Source organism: Schwartzia succinivorans DSM 10502, from assembly GCF_900129225.1.
GTDB lineage: Bacteria > Bacillota > Negativicutes > Selenomonadales > Selenomonadaceae > Schwartzia > Schwartzia succinivorans.
Genome location: NZ_FQUG01000002.1, coordinates 447,607 through 465,733, shown reverse-complemented (window position 1 = coordinate 465,733; position 18,127 = coordinate 447,607). Strand labels below are relative to the sequence as shown.

Annotated in this window: 16 protein-coding genes; 2 read left to right on the top strand and 14 right to left on the bottom strand. The window is 49.5% G+C overall.

Annotated elements, in window-relative coordinates:
- Positions 1 to 25: 25 nt before the first annotated feature.
- From BUA83_RS01985 to BUA83_RS01930, 12 genes are all read right to left on the bottom strand, one after another.
- Entirely contained in the window at positions 26 to 958 is a 933-nt protein-coding gene (locus BUA83_RS01985; RefSeq protein WP_072934496.1) for a D-alanine--D-alanine ligase family protein, read from the bottom strand.
- A gap of 10 nt (positions 959 to 968) precedes the next feature.
- The gene (gene murC / locus BUA83_RS01980; protein WP_072934495.1) at positions 969 to 2,345 is read right to left on the bottom strand and encodes a UDP-N-acetylmuramate--L-alanine ligase; all 1,377 of its coding nucleotides are present in this window, start codon (positions 2,343 to 2,345) and stop codon (positions 969 to 971) included.
- Positions 2,346 to 2,358: 13 nt separating this feature from the next.
- Complete coding sequence (gene murG, locus BUA83_RS01975; protein ID WP_072934494.1) at positions 2,359 to 3,468, bottom strand: undecaprenyldiphospho-muramoylpentapeptide beta-N-acetylglucosaminyltransferase; 1,110 nt, start codon at positions 3,466 to 3,468, stop codon at positions 2,359 to 2,361.
- A 44-nt stretch (positions 3,469 to 3,512) separates the two neighbouring features.
- Positions 3,513 to 4,883 (bottom strand): UDP-N-acetylmuramoyl-L-alanine--D-glutamate ligase, encoded by a 1,371-nt coding sequence (murD, locus tag BUA83_RS01970; RefSeq protein ID WP_072934493.1) that lies wholly within the window; start codon positions 4,881 to 4,883, stop codon positions 3,513 to 3,515.
- A 30-nt stretch (positions 4,884 to 4,913) separates the two neighbouring features.
- Positions 4,914 to 5,879: a phospho-N-acetylmuramoyl-pentapeptide-transferase gene (gene mraY / locus BUA83_RS01965; RefSeq protein ID WP_072934492.1), complete on the bottom strand. Its 966-nt coding sequence runs from the start codon at positions 5,877 to 5,879 to the stop codon at positions 4,914 to 4,916.
- Between the two features lie 193 nt (positions 5,880 to 6,072).
- A complete protein-coding gene (locus BUA83_RS01960) occupies positions 6,073 to 7,446 on the bottom strand; it encodes a UDP-N-acetylmuramoyl-tripeptide--D-alanyl-D-alanine ligase (RefSeq protein WP_072934491.1) in 1,374 nt (457 codons plus the stop codon).
- Positions 7,446 to 8,936 carry a UDP-N-acetylmuramoyl-L-alanyl-D-glutamate--2,6-diaminopimelate ligase gene (locus BUA83_RS01955; RefSeq protein ID WP_072934490.1) on the bottom strand — a complete coding sequence of 497 codons (1,491 nt, stop codon included), beginning with the start codon at positions 8,934 to 8,936 and terminating at the stop codon, positions 7,446 to 7,448. The genes BUA83_RS01960 and BUA83_RS01955 overlap by 1 nt, the downstream gene beginning before the upstream one ends.
- 134 nt (positions 8,937 to 9,070) lie before the next feature.
- Positions 9,071 to 9,439, bottom strand: coding sequence for a septum formation initiator family protein (locus tag BUA83_RS01950; RefSeq protein ID WP_072934489.1), 369 nt, complete (start codon positions 9,437 to 9,439; stop codon positions 9,071 to 9,073).
- Between the two features lie 53 nt (positions 9,440 to 9,492).
- Positions 9,493 to 10,428, bottom strand: coding sequence for a 16S rRNA (cytosine(1402)-N(4))-methyltransferase RsmH (rsmH, locus tag BUA83_RS01945; protein ID WP_072934488.1), 936 nt, complete (start codon positions 10,426 to 10,428; stop codon positions 9,493 to 9,495).
- Positions 10,429 to 10,440: 12 nt separating this feature from the next.
- Positions 10,441 to 10,872, bottom strand: a complete 432-nt coding sequence (gene mraZ, locus BUA83_RS01940; protein WP_072934487.1) for a division/cell wall cluster transcriptional repressor MraZ — start codon at positions 10,870 to 10,872, stop codon at positions 10,441 to 10,443.
- 366 nt (positions 10,873 to 11,238) lie between these two features.
- Positions 11,239 to 12,081 (bottom strand): polysaccharide deacetylase family protein, encoded by an 843-nt coding sequence (locus tag BUA83_RS01935; RefSeq protein WP_072934486.1) that lies wholly within the window; start codon positions 12,079 to 12,081, stop codon positions 11,239 to 11,241.
- A 13-nt stretch (positions 12,082 to 12,094) separates the two neighbouring features.
- Positions 12,095 to 12,895 (bottom strand): prolipoprotein diacylglyceryl transferase, encoded by an 801-nt coding sequence (locus tag BUA83_RS01930; RefSeq protein ID WP_072934485.1) that lies wholly within the window; start codon positions 12,893 to 12,895, stop codon positions 12,095 to 12,097.
- A 171-nt stretch (positions 12,896 to 13,066) separates the two neighbouring features.
- On the opposite strand from BUA83_RS01930, the gene BUA83_RS01925 reads away from it, so the two are divergent.
- Positions 13,067 to 13,270: a DUF1858 domain-containing protein gene (locus BUA83_RS01925; protein ID WP_072934484.1), complete on the top strand. Its 204-nt coding sequence runs from the start codon at positions 13,067 to 13,069 to the stop codon at positions 13,268 to 13,270.
- A gap of 47 nt (positions 13,271 to 13,317) precedes the next feature.
- On the opposite strand, the gene dtd is transcribed toward BUA83_RS01925, so the two are convergent.
- Positions 13,318 to 13,782, bottom strand: a complete 465-nt coding sequence (dtd, locus tag BUA83_RS01920; protein ID WP_072934483.1) for a D-aminoacyl-tRNA deacylase — start codon at positions 13,780 to 13,782, stop codon at positions 13,318 to 13,320.
- A gap of 185 nt (positions 13,783 to 13,967) precedes the next feature.
- On the opposite strand from dtd, the gene BUA83_RS01915 reads away from it, so the two are divergent.
- The gene (locus BUA83_RS01915; protein WP_072934482.1) at positions 13,968 to 15,647 is read left to right on the top strand and encodes a DUF4127 family protein; all 1,680 of its coding nucleotides are present in this window, start codon (positions 13,968 to 13,970) and stop codon (positions 15,645 to 15,647) included.
- Positions 15,648 to 15,823: 176 nt separating this feature from the next.
- Here the strand turns inward: BUA83_RS01915 and BUA83_RS01910 are convergent, their stop codons facing one another.
- Positions 15,824 to 18,013, bottom strand: coding sequence for a Tex family protein (locus tag BUA83_RS01910; RefSeq protein WP_072934481.1), 2,190 nt, complete (start codon positions 18,011 to 18,013; stop codon positions 15,824 to 15,826).
- Between the last annotated feature and the right edge of the window lie 114 nt (positions 18,014 to 18,127).

The window sequence follows — 18,127 nt, the reverse complement described above, 5'->3', positions numbered from 1 at the left end:
TCATCAAAAACAGGTTCCCTTTTTCTTATTTTTCCAAAGCCATGGCGACAAGTTTTTTGCAGAGCTCTCCGAAGGAAATCCCAACGGCTCTTGCCGCATCCGGCACAAGTGATGTTTCAGTCATTCCCGGAACAGTATTTATATCAATGACAAATGGTGTTCCATCAGCTGACAGCATCATGTCGAAGCGCGCGACGCCACGGCATGAGCATGCGCAGAAGCATGCCTTTGCGGCCTCCTCTGCCTTCTTTTTCTCTTCCCCGGAAATACGTGCGGGTATTATATGCTCGGATGCACCCTTTGTATACTTGCTTTCGTAGTCATAACGTCCCGATGTCGTTGTAATCTCAATAATCGGCAAAATTGTCTGTTCCTTGTCATCACCAAGTACAGCAACAGTAATTTCTTTGCCGCTTATGAATTCTTCTACGAGAATGTCATCTCCGTAACGGAAGCATTCCTCAAGCGCGGACTCAATAGCATCCTTTTCCTCAACGATAACTACTCCGATACTCGAACCCTGGGAAGCCGCTTTTACAACAACAGGAAAGGAAAATTCTCCTGCAATCTCTCCTGCGATATCTCTTGCCCTGTCCACTGTACGGTATATATGGGAACGGGGTGTTGAAATACCTTCGCCCAGCATAAGCCGCTTTGCTGCGGTTTTATCCATCGTAACCGCAGAGGCCAAAACGCCCGAACCCGTATACGGGATTCCCAGAAGCTCCAGCACTGCCTGAATCCTGCCATCCTCACCGAAAGCGCCGTGTACAGCATTAAAAACCACGTCCGGAGCACATGTCTTTATATCTTCCGCAAAATTTTTGGGATCAAACTCAAGTCCGACCGCATTACAGCCTTCTGATGTCAGCGCGTCCAGCACAGCCTTGCCTGTCCGCCTTGAAACCTCAGCCTCAGAAGAAGGACCGCCCATTACAACAACTATTTTCTGATTCATATATTTCCCCTTATTCTTTAAGAAGCTCCGCAAGCTCCTCACCTGTTTTCCAAATATCACCGGCGCCCATCGTTATGATGAGGTCTCCCGGCTGCGCGATTGTTTTCAGATACGGCGCAACATCTTCCCTTTTTTCGATATACGAAACCTTCTGTCCTGTAAGCTCAACTACCTCAGCAAAAATCGTCTCTCCTGATACACCGGGAATTGGCGCTTCACCTGCGGCATACACATCCGTAAGAATCAAAAGGTCCGCCCCGGCAAATGCCGCACCGAATTCCTTTGCAAGCAGCTTCGTTCTGGAATAACGGTGAGGCTGGAAGGCACATATAAGACGTTTCGGCTCTGTCTGCCGTGCAGCACGAAGCGTTGTCGCTATCTCTGTCGGATGATGTGCGTAATCATCTACAATCCATACATCTTTTATCCGTGCCTTGGTATCAAAACGTCTCTTGGCTCCGTGGAAGCGTGCAAGACCTTTTGCCGCTTTTTCCACGTCAAGGCCGCAGGTTATGCCTGTAACGACTGCCGCAAGAGCATCAAGGACATTGTGACGGCCGGGAATATTAAGCTTGATTCTTCCGAGCACAGAACCGTCCTTCACAACATCAAAAGACGTTCCTGCACCTTCTGCCTTTATGTTCGCTGCCTTATAGTCGGCGTCATGGTCTATGGCGTAGGATATAATGTGACGGTCTGTCTCAGCTGCAATGTTTCTGATATTTTCATTATCAAAGCAGACGATAGCACAGCCGGTTTCTTTATCAACATTTTCAATAAACTGACGGAAAGCCTTCCGTATGTTTTCCATCGTACCGTAGTGGTCAAGATGGTCATCCTCAACATTTGTAACCACCGCAATCCGCGGATGAAGCTTCAAAAAGGAGCCGTCGCTCTCGTCCGCCTCAGATACAAGCCAGCCGCCCTTTTCTCCAAGGCATGCATTTCCCTCCAGATAATCGACCTCGCCTCCGATGACAATCGTCGGGTTTACTCCCCCATCCTTCAGAATTATTCCTGTCATCGAAGTCGTTGTTGTCTTTCCGTGTGCCCCCGCGACAGCAATTCCCTTGGAGGAGTTTACAAGGGCTGCATTTATATCGGAGCGGTGAAGCTTTTTTATCCCAAGTGCCTTTGCAGCCACAACCTCCGGGTTGTTGTCCGGAATAGCCGATGACACTACGATGGCGTCAACTCCGTTCACATTTTCCGCCTTATGTCCGAACATAACCTTTGCGCCGTGTGCAATCAGCTTCTGCGCTATCGGTGAATCCTTAAGGTCAGAGCCCGATACTTCATATCCCTGCTCAACGAGGATATGAGCCAAAGCACTCATACCCGCGCCTCCGATTCCTATGAAATGAATTTTATGAATTCCCTGAAGCATTACTGCCCCTCCTTTATTTCTTTGTAAGCGCCAGAATCATAGATGCAATTTCGTCAGCCGCCTGCGGACGTCCCAGTCTGCGGCTGGCTTCCGACATAGCAATAAGCTTTTCATCCTCAGTCAAAAGCTCCTCCATTACAGAAAGAAGCCTTTGCTCTGTAAGCTCACGGTCAAGTATCATCCGTGCCGCACCTGCCTGCTCAATAGCACGGGCATTGTGCTCCTGATGGTTTGCCGCCGCGTAGGGATACGGTATCAGCACGGCAGGAATACCTCTTGCAGTGAGTTCCGCTATTCCGATAGCTCCGGCACGAAAGACAGCAAGGTCCGTGCACGCCATTGCCAGCGGCATATTATACAGATAAGGCTTGACGAAAAGATTTCCTGCCTTTACCAAATCAATACCGGCTTCGCGAATCAGCTTTACGGTATCTTCATACCCGGCCGAACCGGTCACATGAATAATCTGCACGCGCGGATGTCCTGCATATCTGCGAAGGACTCCTATCATCGCACGGTTCATGCTGCGTGCCCCACGGCTTCCCCCTGATACGAGCACCGTCTTTTTCGCGGGATCAAGGCCGAAGGCCTCAATTCCATCCTCTCTGCGCGCATCCATGACCTCACGTCGTATAGGGTTGCCGGTAAATACTACCTTGTCCGAGGGAAAATACGGTGCGGCCTCTTTTGTTCCGATAGCCACACGGGAAACAAACTTCGATAGAAGCTTATTTGTTATTCCCGGAACAACATTCTGCTCCTGAATCAACGACGGAACACCCATGAGACTTGCAGCGAGAAGTATAGGTCCGCAGACATATCCTCCAGTCCCGACCGCAGCATCAGGCTTAAAGCGGCGCACAATCCCCATTGCCTTCAGAACTCCTCCAAAGGCTTTCGCTCCCCTCAGGAGATTTTCGGGTGACAGACTGCGCTTAAATCCACGAATATTTACAGTATCAAAGGGGATTCCTTCCTTCGGAATGATATCAGCTTCAAGTCCTTCCTCTGTTCCGACATAAAGGAACTCCGCATCAGGGACCTGTCTCTGTATCGCCCTTATAAGCGTGACGGCCGGATAAATATGTCCTCCGGTACCGCCTCCGGAAACAATAATACGCAAAATCAAAACTCCAATACTTCAAATCTATTGCAAATGCCGCAGAATTACTTTTTCAGGCGGCGTACCAGCTCCTTGAACACCCTTCCGCGTTCCTCGAAGCCTGTAAACATATCAAAGCTGGCGCAGGCAGGAGAAAGAAGAACTGTCTGCGGCGGGCGAGCGATTTTATGCGCGATATCAACCGCTTTTTCCATGGAATATCCAGCTTCATAGAGCTTTTCAGCTTCAATGCCGTTTGAAAGTGCAGCTTCCTTAAACCGCGCAGCGGCATCTCCGACCAAAATTACCGCGTCACAGTTTTTCTTTACAAGCTGCATGAACTCCGTAAGGTCAGTCATCTTGTCATCGCCGCCCGCGATAAGAATCACGTGCCCGTCAGGGAAGCTTTCCAGTGCCTTGATGGCCGAATCCGTATTTGTAGCCTTGGAATCATTGTAATACATGACCTCATCAACCTCTGTTACAGGTTCGATGCGGTGCTCCACGCCCTCAAAGCTTCTGAGAACCTCAGCCATGCGCTCAGGCTTTGCCCCTGCCAGGAAAGCAACGGCACATGCCGCCAAAGCATTCTCGACATTGTGTCCGCCTTTGATTTTCAGCTCGTTTACCGGGAGAATCCTGTGCGTTACACCGTTCCAACGCATAACGAGCTCTCCGTTCTCCACAAAAGCTCCCTGTTCAAGCTTTTCAAGACGGCTGAAGAAACATACAGTTGAAGGAGCACGGTCTGCCATCGACCGTGTCGGCTCATTATCATAATTAAGCACAACAAAATCATCCTTTGTCTGCTGTGCAAAAATTTTCTCTTTCATCTGCTGATAGACCTCAAGAGAACCATGACGCACTACATGGTCAGGTGTCACATTGAGGATAGCAGCAGCCTTCGGGCGGAAATGCTCTGTTGCCTCAAGCTGATAGCTGGAAATCTCGGCAACAGTACAGCCCTTCTTTCCTGCACGGAGAACCTCTTCGCAGAAGGGCACGCCAATATTTCCTCCAACACCAACAACAGGATATACTGTCTCCATCAGGAGTCCGAGAAGTGTTGTTGTCGTTGTTTTTCCGTTTGTCCCCGTCACCGCGTAAATCGGAGCCTCTGCCAGCTCATAGGCAAATTCAATCTCACTCTCCACGCGTATGCCGCGCTTATACGCAGCCTGTATCAATGGAATCTTTACAGGGACTGCAGGGGAAACAAGAACCCTTGTAACTCCCTCCAGCAGCGCCTCCGTCTGAGGTCCAAGTTCAAGTCCGACGCCGGCCTTCTCCAATTCAGCAAGGTCAAAGCTTATATCCTCTCTTTTTTTTGCATCACTTAAGGAAACCTCGGCACCGAATTTTTTCAAAAGCTTTGCCGCTGCTATTCCGCTGATACCGGCACCCACAACAAGTACACGTTCTTTCTTCCAATCCATCACAAAAGACTCCTTCGTTCACAAATCTCATCAATGTACAGACAGTATAAAAAGTGCCAAAGCGCTGCAGAGAACTCCGGCAAGCCAAAATACATGAACAACCTTCGTTTCCTTCCAGCCCTTAAGCTCGAAATGATGATGCACCGGGCTCATGAGGAATACTCTTTTACCTGTTGTCTGGAAAGAAATCACCTGAATAATAACAGAAAGGGCTTCCGCGACAAATACGCCGCCAATCAAAATGAGAAGCAGTTCTGTTTTTGTAAGAATCGCCGCGGCGGCAAGAGCACCACCCAGTGCCAGGGAACCCGTATCTCCCATAAAAACCTTCGCAGGATGCGCATTAAAGCGCAGGAAGCCCACGCAGGCAGCTGTAACAGCCGCGCAGAATGCCGCAAGCTCCACCTTTCCGAACCAAAGGCAGACAGCAGCATAGGCAGCCGCTGCCACGGCCACCGTTCCTGCAGCGAGTCCGTCAAGACCGTCGGTGAGATTCACCGCATTCGTTGTTCCAACAAGAACAAAGAAAACAAGAACATAGTATCCAACACTCAAATCAACGGTATGGGAAAGAAACGGAATCCAGAGATCCGTTGTCATACCGAGCCAGTTCGTGCCTATGTACGTGACGACTACCGCCATTATAATCTGTCCAAGGAGCTTCTGCTTCGCCTTGAGGCCCAGATTCCTTTTCTTTACTACCTTTATATAGTCATCCACAAAACCGATTACACAGTGCCCAAGCATAACAAAAAGTGCCAAAAGCACAGATGGCTCTCCCCCGCTCGTCAGAAGCGATGCCGCAGTAACCGCCGTTACTATCATAAGTCCTCCCATCGTAGGAGTTCCGCTTTTTTTCTGATGGCTCTTCGGACCTTCATCGCGAATGCTCTGTCCGAATTTGAGCTTATGCAGCTCCGGTATAACAAACGGCCCCATTATGAGGACAATGACGAGTGAGAATGCCGCAGCCTGCAGCAGCGTACTCAGTTCCATGAAAAATACAATCTCCTTCCGGCATCACAGTGCCTTTTACTTACAAATTTTCCTGCAAAAAATCCATTAAACAACAAGTTAATATTATAACGCCATTGTTCAAGTTTTGCCATAGGCAAAACATTCTTCTTTGCGTTTCATCAAGCAAAGCTTGATATACCTCTATAATGCAAGTTTTGCCACAGGCAAAATCTCACAGCAGGTCAATTATTTTATCCATGTGCATACCGTGGGAACCTTTGAAAAGAATCGTGTCTCCCGGCTTTAATATTTTTTTCAATACTGCTGCCGCCTCTTCATGTGTCCCGCAGCGATAAACATCCTCAAGCCCTGCACCTTCAGCACCGGCCGCAATTTCTTCCCCCATATCACCGCGTGTTACAAGAGCACATATTCCGGCCTCTGCCGCAAGCCTGCCCACCTTTCGGTGAGCCTCGACAGCTATATCTCCCAGCTCGAGCATATCCCCGAGTACGGCTATTTTTCTACCCGGCGCAACCTCGGTAAGCGTTGCAAACGCAGCCTCCATAGATGCCGGACTTGCGTTGTAAGCATCATTTATGACAGTATACTCTCCGCGCTTTTCGCACTCAAAGCGCTGCTTTGTCATATCAGGCTTCTCCAATCCATCCGCCATTTTCTCAGGAGCTATATTCAAGGCATATCCAACAGAAAGTGCCGCAAGAGCATTCAGCACATTATGGCGTCCTGCCATAGGAAGCCTGATGGGAGCAGTTTTCTTTCCTTCAAATACCGCAGTAAAGCTCTGGGAAAGGCCGTCTGTTTTTATATCCACGGCACGCACATCCGCGTCCTTTTCTATCCCGAAGGTAATAACACGTACACCCTTTGCTGCCTTCCCGGACATTGCTGCCGTATATGGATTATCAGCATTCAAAACTACAGTACCGCCGGGCTTTATTGCCTCAACCATTTCGCCCTTGGCTTTTGCGATATTTTCCATGGAACCGAGCAGCTCCATGTGTGTCTCGCCTACGTTGACAACAACACCTATGGTCGGTGCTGCCAAAGGCGCCATTGCCGCAATCTGTCCCAGTCCACGCATTCCGATTTCAACGACTGCAGCACGGTGTTTTTCCGTGAGATTGAGAAGCGTCATAGGAAGTCCGATTTCATTGTTGAAATTTGCCGCTGTCTTGAGAACAGGGAAAGCCGCCCCGATAACCGATGCGGTCAAATCCTTTGTTGTCGTCTTTCCGTTGGAACCGGTTATCGCCACAACAGGAATATCGAACCTCATACGCCATGCACAGGCAAGCTTCTGATACGCCTCAAGAGTATCAGGAACGCAGAACACCGCGGCAGGAACAGAATCAATAATTTCCTTTTTGCACGCATTGCTCACCACAACGCCCGCCGCGCCTTTTTTTGCCGCCTCTGCCGCAAAATCCTCTCCGTTGAACCTTTCTCCGCGAAGGGCAACAAAAAGCGCACCCTTAGTGATTTTCCTTGTATCAGTCGTCACATCAGTAAAGACAGTATCTTCGCCGTGAGCGCAAACAGCACCTGTCGCTTTTAAAACTTCCTCAGTCGTAAATTGTGCCATCAGACAATTCCTCCCAGTGCCTCACGGGCAACTTCACGGTCATCAAAATGAATTGTTCCCGTCTTCAAAATCTGGTAATTCTCATGGCCCTTTCCTGCAATAACAACCGTATCGCCCGGCTGTGCCATGGCAATCGCCACAAAAATGGCTTCGTGTCTGTCCTGTATCTTTTCATAGGGCTTTGTCCCAATCTTTTCCTCTACACCCTTCATAACATCCTCAAGGATTGCCGCCGGATCCTCTGTGCGTGGATTATCAGAGGTCGCAATTACCGCGTCTGAAAGCTCCGCGGCGATTCTTCCCATAATCGGACGTTTTGTCTTATCACGGTCTCCACCGCATCCGAATACGGTTATAATTTTTTTCTCTGTAATCTGACGTGCTGTACGAAGAATATTCTCAAGTCCGTCAGGAGTATGGGCGTAGTCCACTACAACAGCGAAGGGCTGTCCGCAGTCAACAAGCTCAAACCGTCCCGGAACCCCCATGAAATTCTCCAGTGCCTGTTCAATGATATTCACCGAAACATTTTCGGCAACGGCTGCCCCGACAGCGCCCAGTACGTTATAAATATTGAACATACCTGTAATATGCAGATTCAGCTTAATGCGGCCGAAGCTTCCCTGCACCGCGAGTGATGCCCCTGTCTGACGTACACGGACTTCCACTGCACGGAGATTTGCTTTCTCAGATTCTACCGCATAGGTGATATGCTCACAGGCTGCATGTTCCAGCATATAGGCTCCCGCTGCATCATCTATATTGACAACTGCCGTCTTTCCTGGCTTCAATCCCGGTCCGCCGAGCATATCAAAGAGCTTCGCCTTCGCATCACGGTAATTTTCCATGGTCTTATGGTAATCAAGATGATCCTGCGTAAGATTTGTAAACACTGCCGTGTCAAATTCGCAGCCGGAGATACGGCCCTGGTCAAGGGCGTGGGACGAAACCTCCATAACCGCATACTGCACCCCGTCCTCTACCATCTGATGCAGCGTACGCTGAAGGTCTACTACGTTCGGTGTTGTATTGTGAACCGGAAGAATTTTATCTCCTATCATTATCTGAATAGTTCCGATAAGACCTACCTTATATCCTGCCTGCCGCAGCATAGCCCGCACAAGGTAGCTTGTTGTCGTTTTTCCGTTTGTACCCGTAATTCCAATCATACGGAGCTGCTGTCCCGGATAATCAAAAAATGCCGGGACAATTACCTTAAGTGCCTCATCAAGATTCGGAACAACAAGCACAGCCACTCCGGCAGGTGCCTTTACACCCTTTCTCTGAGTTATAATGGCGGCGGCTCCTTTTTTTGCAACATCACCTATAAAGGTGTGCCCGTCCACATGAGCGCCCTCCATACATACAAACATAGACCCTCTGCCTGCCTGACGGGAGTCCTGTACAATATCAGTGATAAATGTATCAGCATTTCCGATTATTTCAGCACCATCAACAAGTGCTGCCAGATTTTTGAGTTTCTTTCGCATAATATCCCCTTCATTTCAAAATACCTATATATAATAACACTTTGTACCATAATGTATATATTATATCAAAGTTTGTTCCAAACAAAATATCCCCTCAAAAACAAAGGGGTGCCCTGAGGCACCCCTGATTTTTGTTATTTTTCCGCAGCGAAATAAACATCGCGCGGAACGCTCATCCCGAGATCATTCGTCGCAATATTTTTTATACGCTCCGGCGACCGCATCTCTGCAATCTGCAGCTCAAGCTGCTTATTTTCTCTTTCCAGCTGCGCAGCCTGATTCTGTGTCTGCACAAGCTCATACCCGCGCGTCGCATTTATAACGGTACGCGCAACCGTAATCGAAGCCGTAAGCGTCAGAGCAACTGCCAGCACTCCCACGCGGAACCGAAGATTTGTGTTTATATGCGGGCGCTCCTTTAGAGCCCGTTTAGGTGCAGGCTGCACGACTTTCGCAGGCTGTTCTTCATAGTAATAGTCTTCCCGAAGTTGTCTGGCTGGCATTCCTATTCTCCTCCCCTAAGAGCATCCCCGTCATGCTTCCTTACAGACGCCCGTCAAAGTTTTTCGGCTATTCTGAGCTTTGCGCTCCTGCTCCTCGGATTCTCAGCCATCTCATCCTTCCCCGGTTGAACAGCCTTTCCGATTTGCTTTATTTCCGGCTTATGATTGCATACGCACACCGGAAGCTCCGGTGGACATATACAGCCCCTTGCCAATTCTCTCAATGTATTTTTTGCGATTCTGTCTTCCAGCGAATGAAACGTAATAATCGCGATGCGTCCGCCCGGTTTCAAATGCTTCACGGCAGCCCTGAAGGACTTCTCAAGAATCCCAAGCTCATCATTCACCGCAATGCGTACCGCCTGAAACACTCTCTTTGCAGGATGTCCTCCAGCCGCTCTGCGCACCGCTTTTGGAATCGCCCGGCAGATTATATCCACCAGCTCGCCGGTTGTCTCTATGCGTTTTTCGCTCCTTGCCTCAACTATGAACTGAGCAATACGCTTCGACCATCGTTCCTCACCGTATTCGTGAAATATACGGTTGAGCTCATCTTCTTCCCAGTCGTTTATGATATCCTCCGCGGTCAGAAGTCCGTTCGGATCCATTCGCATATCCAGCGGCGCATCCTGCATGTAGGAAAAGCCGCGTTCCGCATCATCTATCTGATGCGAGGATACCCCCAGGTCGAACAGAACCCCGTCAACCAAAGGGGCACCCTGTGCCTCAAGGATCGCATCAAGATTACGGAAATTGTCATGGACTATATCAACACGGCACCGGCTTCCCGCGAGATGTCTTCCCGCTGCCTCGATAGCCTCGGCATCCTGATCGATACCAATGATACGCCCATTTTCAGTCAGCTGTTCGGCGATACGGCCCGAATGGCCCGCTCCGCCCAATGTGCAGTCAACATAGATACCGCTTAAGTCCGTCAAAAGTCCGCGAATGGTCTCCTCCGGCATCACGCTTACATGATGAAATTCCATCGAAGCCCCTCCTCAGATACCCAAATCTGCCAGCGTTGCCGCCATCTGTTCGACAGAAGAAGAAATAGAATCGTTGTAAGTATTCCACTCATCCTTGCTCCACACTTCGATGCGGTTTATAACACCGTTCAGCACGACATCCTTTTTCAATTTTGCGTGCTGGCGGAGATTGCTCGGAATCAGGAATCTTCCCTGACGATCACACTCAAGCTGACGCGCCCCTGAAAGGAAATAACGTACAATAGCGCGTGCCTCAGGATTCGTCGTAGGCAGAGACATAAGCTTCTTGGAAAACTTATCCCATTCCTCTTCCCCGTATACGAAAAGGCAGGTATCAAGTCCGCGTGTGATGACGAAATGCTCCCCCAGATCCGCGCGGAATTCCGCAGGCAGAATGACACGGCCTTTGGCGTCCACCGTATGCGCGTGCTCACCCATTAACATTTCATCATCACCACCTTTCAACCTTTACAACCACATTTTACCACTTTTCCCCACTTTTATCCTCATTTTATTTCATTCCTCCCACCTAATTCCACCAAGCATACGTTCCAAACATTATAAAAACCGTCACAAATCAGGATATTTTTCCTAAAATGTAACGGTTTTATATACATTTCATCTTATTAAATTTTAATTCCGGTCATACTATATTTTTGTGTTATTTTTTTCATAGACACAATATCATGTGTAATTTTGTATAACTTCTGTTATATTTAATTCAAAATAAATGCGCCGTATATATTATCGGCGCATTTGATTGGGACAATTATCTCATTTTTATTTTCTGTGGTCTGAGCGTGGTAAATGTCAGCTTTTAATCCATCCGAGACGCTCAAACACAGGGACATACTGCAGTCTCTCAAGGAACGAACGGTATGTGTCTTCCGTATGGAAAATCGGCACGCGCTCCAGTGCGTAGAGATTGCTTGCACGGTCAACATTTCCGTACTTTATGGTAAATGCTCCCTTGTACCCGGCTTCCTTCACAAGGCTTGCGATGTGAAGATTGAAGGTTCCCGTCGGGTAGGCGATAAAGCCCACTGTCTTTCCAAGGCGCTGCTCTATATCCCGTTTTGACTCAGCCATCTCGTAACGCAGCTGCTCATCCGTCTGCTCTGTCATTGAGCTGTGTGTGACTGTATGGGACTCTATGTTTATAACACCGCTGGATTCCATTTCCTGTGCCTGCCCCCAGGTAATATAGCCCGGCTGGTTTCTGTCAAGAAAGCTGGTAATTACAAATATGGTTCCCTTGAAGCCGTACTTTTTGAGAATCGGATATGCGTACTTGTAGTTGTCATCATATCCGTCATCAAATGTGATGACTACCGGATTTTCTGGAAGCTCCGCCCCCTCAGTCAGAGCAGCGTACATTTCATCCATAGTAATCGTGTGGAAGTTATTATCCTTCAGGTATTTCATCTGACGATCAAAATCCTTTGGAAGAACAGACAGAGATATATTTTGGTTATCAACCTTGTGATAATTCAGAACAAGTATTTTTACGCCGTTCACACGGTCCATTCCCCTAGATGCCGTAAGGCTTTTAGGACTGGACAGCAGAAGCGGCAGCATAGCAATGAAAACAAACAGCAGTATTTTACTGAGTAAACTTACCTGCCCCCTGTTTTTTGGTGTTTCTATTCTCATTCTCTTTCTCCTCTCAGCGGTAAACAGACCACTTTTTCACGCCGCGCCGTGTGATAAAAAGCACTGCACAGGCTGTCATAACAATGAGCGCCGCAATCTGCCCCATATGCAGTCCCGGCTTCGTAGCAAGATAAAAGAAACCGCATCCGAACCGCACCAGAGCCGCAATAAAAATCGACATCAGTGCCAGCCGCCCTGCGTTCATTATATTTCCGCGCGCCTGAAATATCGTCATAACAATTGTAAGCAGGAAAACAATCCCCATAAGCCCTGTCTGATAAAGAGCTACAGGCTTGAAATATTCGTAACCCTCAAATCCCGACGGGCGGTATGAATACTCGACATATTCTGCCAGCGCATCATCATTCGGAATATCAAGGGGCAGCGGCATTCCAACTGTCATTTGCAGGAAAAAGCCGCTGAAGGCATACAGCACCAGCATCAGTGATACAGCAGGCACCATGACATCCATCCAGCGCCAGAAGGATTCCCCCTCCTTTTTGCAGCACAGAAAAAGTGCGGCAACAAATCCAATGCCTGCTCCGTAGGGAGAAAAACCGCCCTCCCAGAAATACATGATTTTTACTGGGTCATCGGCAAAAAATTCCCAAAACCTCAGCACGTGTCCGATACGTCCGAAAATAAGGCCAAGCGGAATGCCCCAAAGTGCCACGTCAACAGCAAACGGGAACGACTCATCATAAAGCCATGCCGTCCACCTTGTCAGCATCAATCCCAGCAAAATCCCCACTGCGGCAATACTTCCGAAAAGATACATAGGAATGCCGCCAATGGAGCCTATCGTCATACTCATAAAAATCCTCCCGAAAATTACTTATCGTTTTATTCTAACGCGTCTTAAACGAAATTTCCATAGGTTTTGTTGATAAGTTGTTCTTTTGCAAATTGCATATTCCCCACGAACATGATATAATTTATTTGCTAATTCAAAAGCAAAGATTATATTAATCAGGAGGTTTATAGCATGACGATTACAAAGGACATGAGCATTATGGAGGTTGTCCAGAAATATCCGGATACCGTTGAGGTATTCATGAATTCAGGAATGGGCTGCCTCGGCTGCGCTGCTGCTCATTTTGAAAACATTGAACAGGGTGCTCTTGCTCACGGCATTGACGTTGATGTACTCATGCAGGGACTCAACGAAGCTGTTGAAGCAAAGGCTTAATTCATCTGAATGATATAACGCTCACGGAATATCCGTGAGCGTTATTTTTATGCATTTTTTCCGCCGCCATCCCTGCGTTCACTGTCAAATAAAAGCGTCACAGGACCGTCATTTACGGACTCCACCTGCATTTCTGCACCAAACTCACCGTGCTCAACATCAAAACCATGTGCGCGGCATGCCTCCATGAATTTTTCGTAAAGCGGCTCCGCAAGTTCAGGCTTCGCGGCCTTGGAAAAACCCGGGCGTCTGCTTTTCAAATCTGCGTACAGCGTAAACTGTGAGACAACGAGAAGCCCTCCCCCGACCTGTTCAAGGCTGAGATTCATCTTTCCTTCCGCATCCTCAAATACACGGAGCGCGCAGATTTTATCTGCCATTTTCTCTACAATTTCTTCGTTATCATCCGGCCCAATCCCAAGCAAAACCAAAAAACCCTGTCCGATTGCCCCGTTCACACTGCCGTCGATTTTTACCGATGCGCTCTTTACCCGCGTTACCACCGCCCGCATAAAACCCCTCCATTATTTGTTCACGCTTACGAGCTATGTTATGATTAATACATAAGCAGATTCTATTCATTTTTGTGTATTACACTAGATGATTATAACGCATTTGATCCAGTTTTGCCAAAGGCAAAACTTCCTCTGCGGCATTTTCTCAAAATGTCCTATTCACATGAGACAGGAGGATTCCCTTGAAGCGAAGGTACAGTGCCGCGCTGCTCGCGGTAATTCTTTGCGTTCTCATCGCAGCCTACAATATCATATATCATCCCGTACAGTCAGGCGTTCCTGTCACCTCATTCCCGAAGGTTACACATCGTATTCTGCTTGTACCTCTGGACAGCCGTCCGCCATGCCGCACCTTCGTAATCGACGCGGCACGTATTGCCGGCTGCGAAATTGTGACGCCTCCCACCGAAATTCTTGATTACTATTCGCAGCCCGGTGAAACTGAGGCTTTGCAGAAATGGACTATGGAGAACATAGCAGGCTGTGATGCCGCCATTCTTTCCATAGACCAGCTGCTGCACGGAGGTCTCCTTGCCTCCCGTGAAGCAAAAAAGACATCAGAGGATGCCGACAGACTGATAGCGTTTCTAAACTCCCTTCATACCGCTTACCCCGCCATACCGCTCTATGCCTTCAACATACTTCCGCGCATACTTCCGCCGGACAGCATTGACGGCCGTGATGAAAAAAAATATCTCATGGAATACTCACGTCTTGCCGACCGCATAGATATTGCAACTGCACCGTCAGAGGATGAGCTTGGCGAGCTTGAGTGGCTCCGTTCAGTTATTCCACCTGAAAGTCTCAGACGTTATGACCTGCTCTTCTCCGAAAACGCGCGTCTTAACAAAAGACTTATTGAGCTTGCCGCAGGTGGGGCACTTAACCGCCTGGTAATCGGGCAGGATGACGGAGAACGCTACGGCATACCCAACCGCGAAAAACGCGAGCTCATCCGCCACATAAAGACCTTGAAGCTTAGTGACGAAAAAGTATTTCTCACCTTCGGAGCAGATGAAATCGCCCTGTCGCTTCTCGCCTATATAGAAGCACAAAGAGACGGATTTTCTCCAGGCATTTCAATAAAATGCAACAGCGAAGCGACACCCTGGCGTATTATGCCATATATGGCCGCCACGATGGAAAACACCGCACAGGAAAAAATCATCCTTGTGGGCGGCCGCCATACCTCTGAAGCAGCGTCAGATTTTACACTGTATCTTTCCGCAAATGACCGCGAAACACTTTCCTCCCGCAGGAAAAATTCCGATGAAATCAAGACCGCAATTGACAACGGAAAACACATTGCCCTTGTAGACCTTGGTTTTGAATTCCGCGGCGATGAAGCGCTGCTTCCGTTCCTGACAAAAAACGGAACGCCTCTTCACGCTCTCTATTCTTATGCGGGATGGAACACGGCAAGCAATGCCATAGGCACTGCCGTTGCCCAGGCCGTCATATTTGAAACAGCGCGCCGCAGGGCAGAATCGCCTGAAGAGCTTGCTGCACTCGCTCATGCGCAGTTCACATATCTCGACCAGCGTTTTCTTGAGGACTATTTTTATCTGAAGGATATCATCGACAGCGTGAACTTTTCACTCATTCGCGCAGGCTATGTAAATACCTCTGACCTGGACCTCGACCATAATTCACGCTGGGCAAATGCCATGCTCCAACGGGCTATGCGTCTTCGCGCGGAATCCTTTTCCGGCTCTTATGCGTGGCGTGCTCCAGTAGAGCTTCATTCAGAAAATTCCTTCGGAACATTCTCAGCCCACCGTCTATCGCAGGATTCATGGTTCCCATGGCCCCGTACATTTGAAATAATGCTGCAGGCAAAAACAGAGCTGCTGCAAAAATAAAAATCCCGAACATATTCCACATTTTGCAATGTGATTATGCTCGGGAATTTTTATGGAATCCAAACCAGAAACAGTGTAGCACACCATCCGTGTCATTGCAAATTAAGTTGCAAATCGAAGCGCAGACTACCGGAGTTGGACGTTTTTATTAAGGTGACCGGTCCAAAAACTGCCTCTCAGACCGCGCTCTGCTCTGCCGGAACCTGCCGAAGTGACAGGCCTATACGTCCCCGCTCCTCATCCACATTGATGACCATGACGTTCAGCACGTCGCCCACGGCGACTACGTCCAGAGGATGGCGCACGCGCTTATTGCTAAGCTCGGAGATATGGATGAGTCCTGCCGTCTTGATACCGATGTCCACGAATACGCCAAAATCAGTAATATTACGCACTGTGCCGCGCATTATGGTACCGGGTTTGATATCAGAGAGCTTGACGATGGCCTGCCGTGTCAGCGGCGCAGGCAGGTCCTCACGGGGGTCGCGGCCGGGCTTCACCAGCGCCGCGAGGATGTCACGGACGGTTGGAACACCAGCGTTCAGCTCCTTAGCCAGCTTTTCCTCATTTACGAGTTTGGCCTTTGCCGCGAGGAAATCTACGGACTTACGATCACCAAGGTCGCTTGGCTCAAGTCCCAGACGGGCAAGTATCTTTTCCGCAAGCTCGTATGATTCGGGATGCACCGGAGTATTGTCAAGGGGCGATGCGCCTCCCCGGATGCGCAGAAAGCCCGCGCACTGGGTAAATGCCGCAGGGCCAAGACGCGGTACCTTCAAAAGCTCCTGCCTTTTCTTGAAGGAGCCGTTTTCATTCCGATATGCTACGATATTCTTCGCAACGTTGGCGTTAACGCCTGAGATGTGGCGCAGTAGCTCACCCGACGCTGTGTTTAGGTCGACACCAACGTGGTTGACGGCAGATTCGATGGTGGCGTCCAGCGTGTGAGAAAGCTCCGCCTGATTGACGTCATGCTGATACTGCCCGACTCCGATGGCCTTCGGATCAATCTTGACAAGCTCGGCGAGAGGGTCCTGCACGCGGCGTGCGATAGACACCGCACCACGTATTGTCACGTCATACTCCGGCAGCTCCTCCTTCGCCAGCTTTGAGGCGGAATAGACAGAAGCCCCTGCCTCGTTTGTAATCAGGTAATGAACGTCTTTAAGATCATGCTCCTTGATGAGCTTCGCGGTGAATTCCTCTGTTTCAAGAGAAGCTGTGCCGTTGCCTATGGATACCAGCGTCACATGGTGTTTCTTTATCAGTCCCAGCACCTTCTGCTCGGCCGCCTGCTTCGCGGCGTCGCTCTGCGTTACCTGAATGACACCGTGGTCGAGAACGTGGCCCGTTGCGTCCACCACAGCCAGCTTGCAGCCCGTACGATAACCGGGGTCCAGTCCCAGTACCACATGACCGGCAAGCGGCGGCTGCAGGAGCAGCTGTTTAAGGTTAGCGCCGAAGACATGAATTGCCTGCGCTTCAGCGCTTTCCGTCAGCTCCGTACGAATCTCGCGCTCCAGCGTTGGAAAGAGCAGCCGTTTATAGCCGTCCGCCACAGCGAGGCGCAGCGGCTCGGCAAAACTCGACGGCTGCTTCAAAACACCACGATAGATAGCCTCGCAGTTTGCCTCATGATCCGTCTTGAGGTGAACCTTGAGACAGCCCTTCTTCTCACCTCTGTTAATAGCCAGCACGCGGTGGGAAGGCAGTGTACGCACAGGCTCCTCGTAATTGTCATACATCAGGAAGGTCCGGCTCTCCTCTGCCTCTTTGTCCAGCTCGGTGACGATAATTCCCGTCTGCCACAACTTCTTGCGCATCTTCTGACGAAGTGCCGCTTCCTCCATAACCGTCTCAGCCACGATATCCTCGGCGCCTGTCAATGCATCCTCCGCTGTGGCAACACCCTTTTCCTCATCGATGAAATCCGCCGCCACATCAAGAGCCTCCCGCACCGTTTCCTGCTGGGCGAGCATCGCCTCCGCCAGCGGCGCGAGACCACGCTCCCTTGCTATCTGCGCACGGGTACGTTTCTTCTGCTTGTAGGGAAGGTATATGTCCTCCAGCTCCTGAAGCTTTTGTGCTTTTCCTATAGCTTCCCGAAGCTCGTCCGTCATCTTCCCCTGTTCCTCAATCTTCGCGACAATCTCCTCCTGCCGCTTCACGAGGTTGCGAAGATACGTCATCCGCTCCTCCACCGTGCGCACCTGCTCCTCGTCCAGCTCTCCCGTCGCCTCTTTACGGTAACGTGAGATGAAAGGCACCGTGTTCCCGCCGTCCAGAAGCTCCATCGCCGCCTCAACCTGCTTTGGTCTTATCTTCAATTCACGCGCGATAACCGCGCCTATATCCTCTATCCGCATCTAGTGTCTCCTTCCGTGTGCATCCGCTGACGCACTGTCATCTGACTATATCCTGCTGCAATGCCGGAATCAGTGTAGCAAACCCTATCTGACATTGCAAACCAAGTAAAAAAT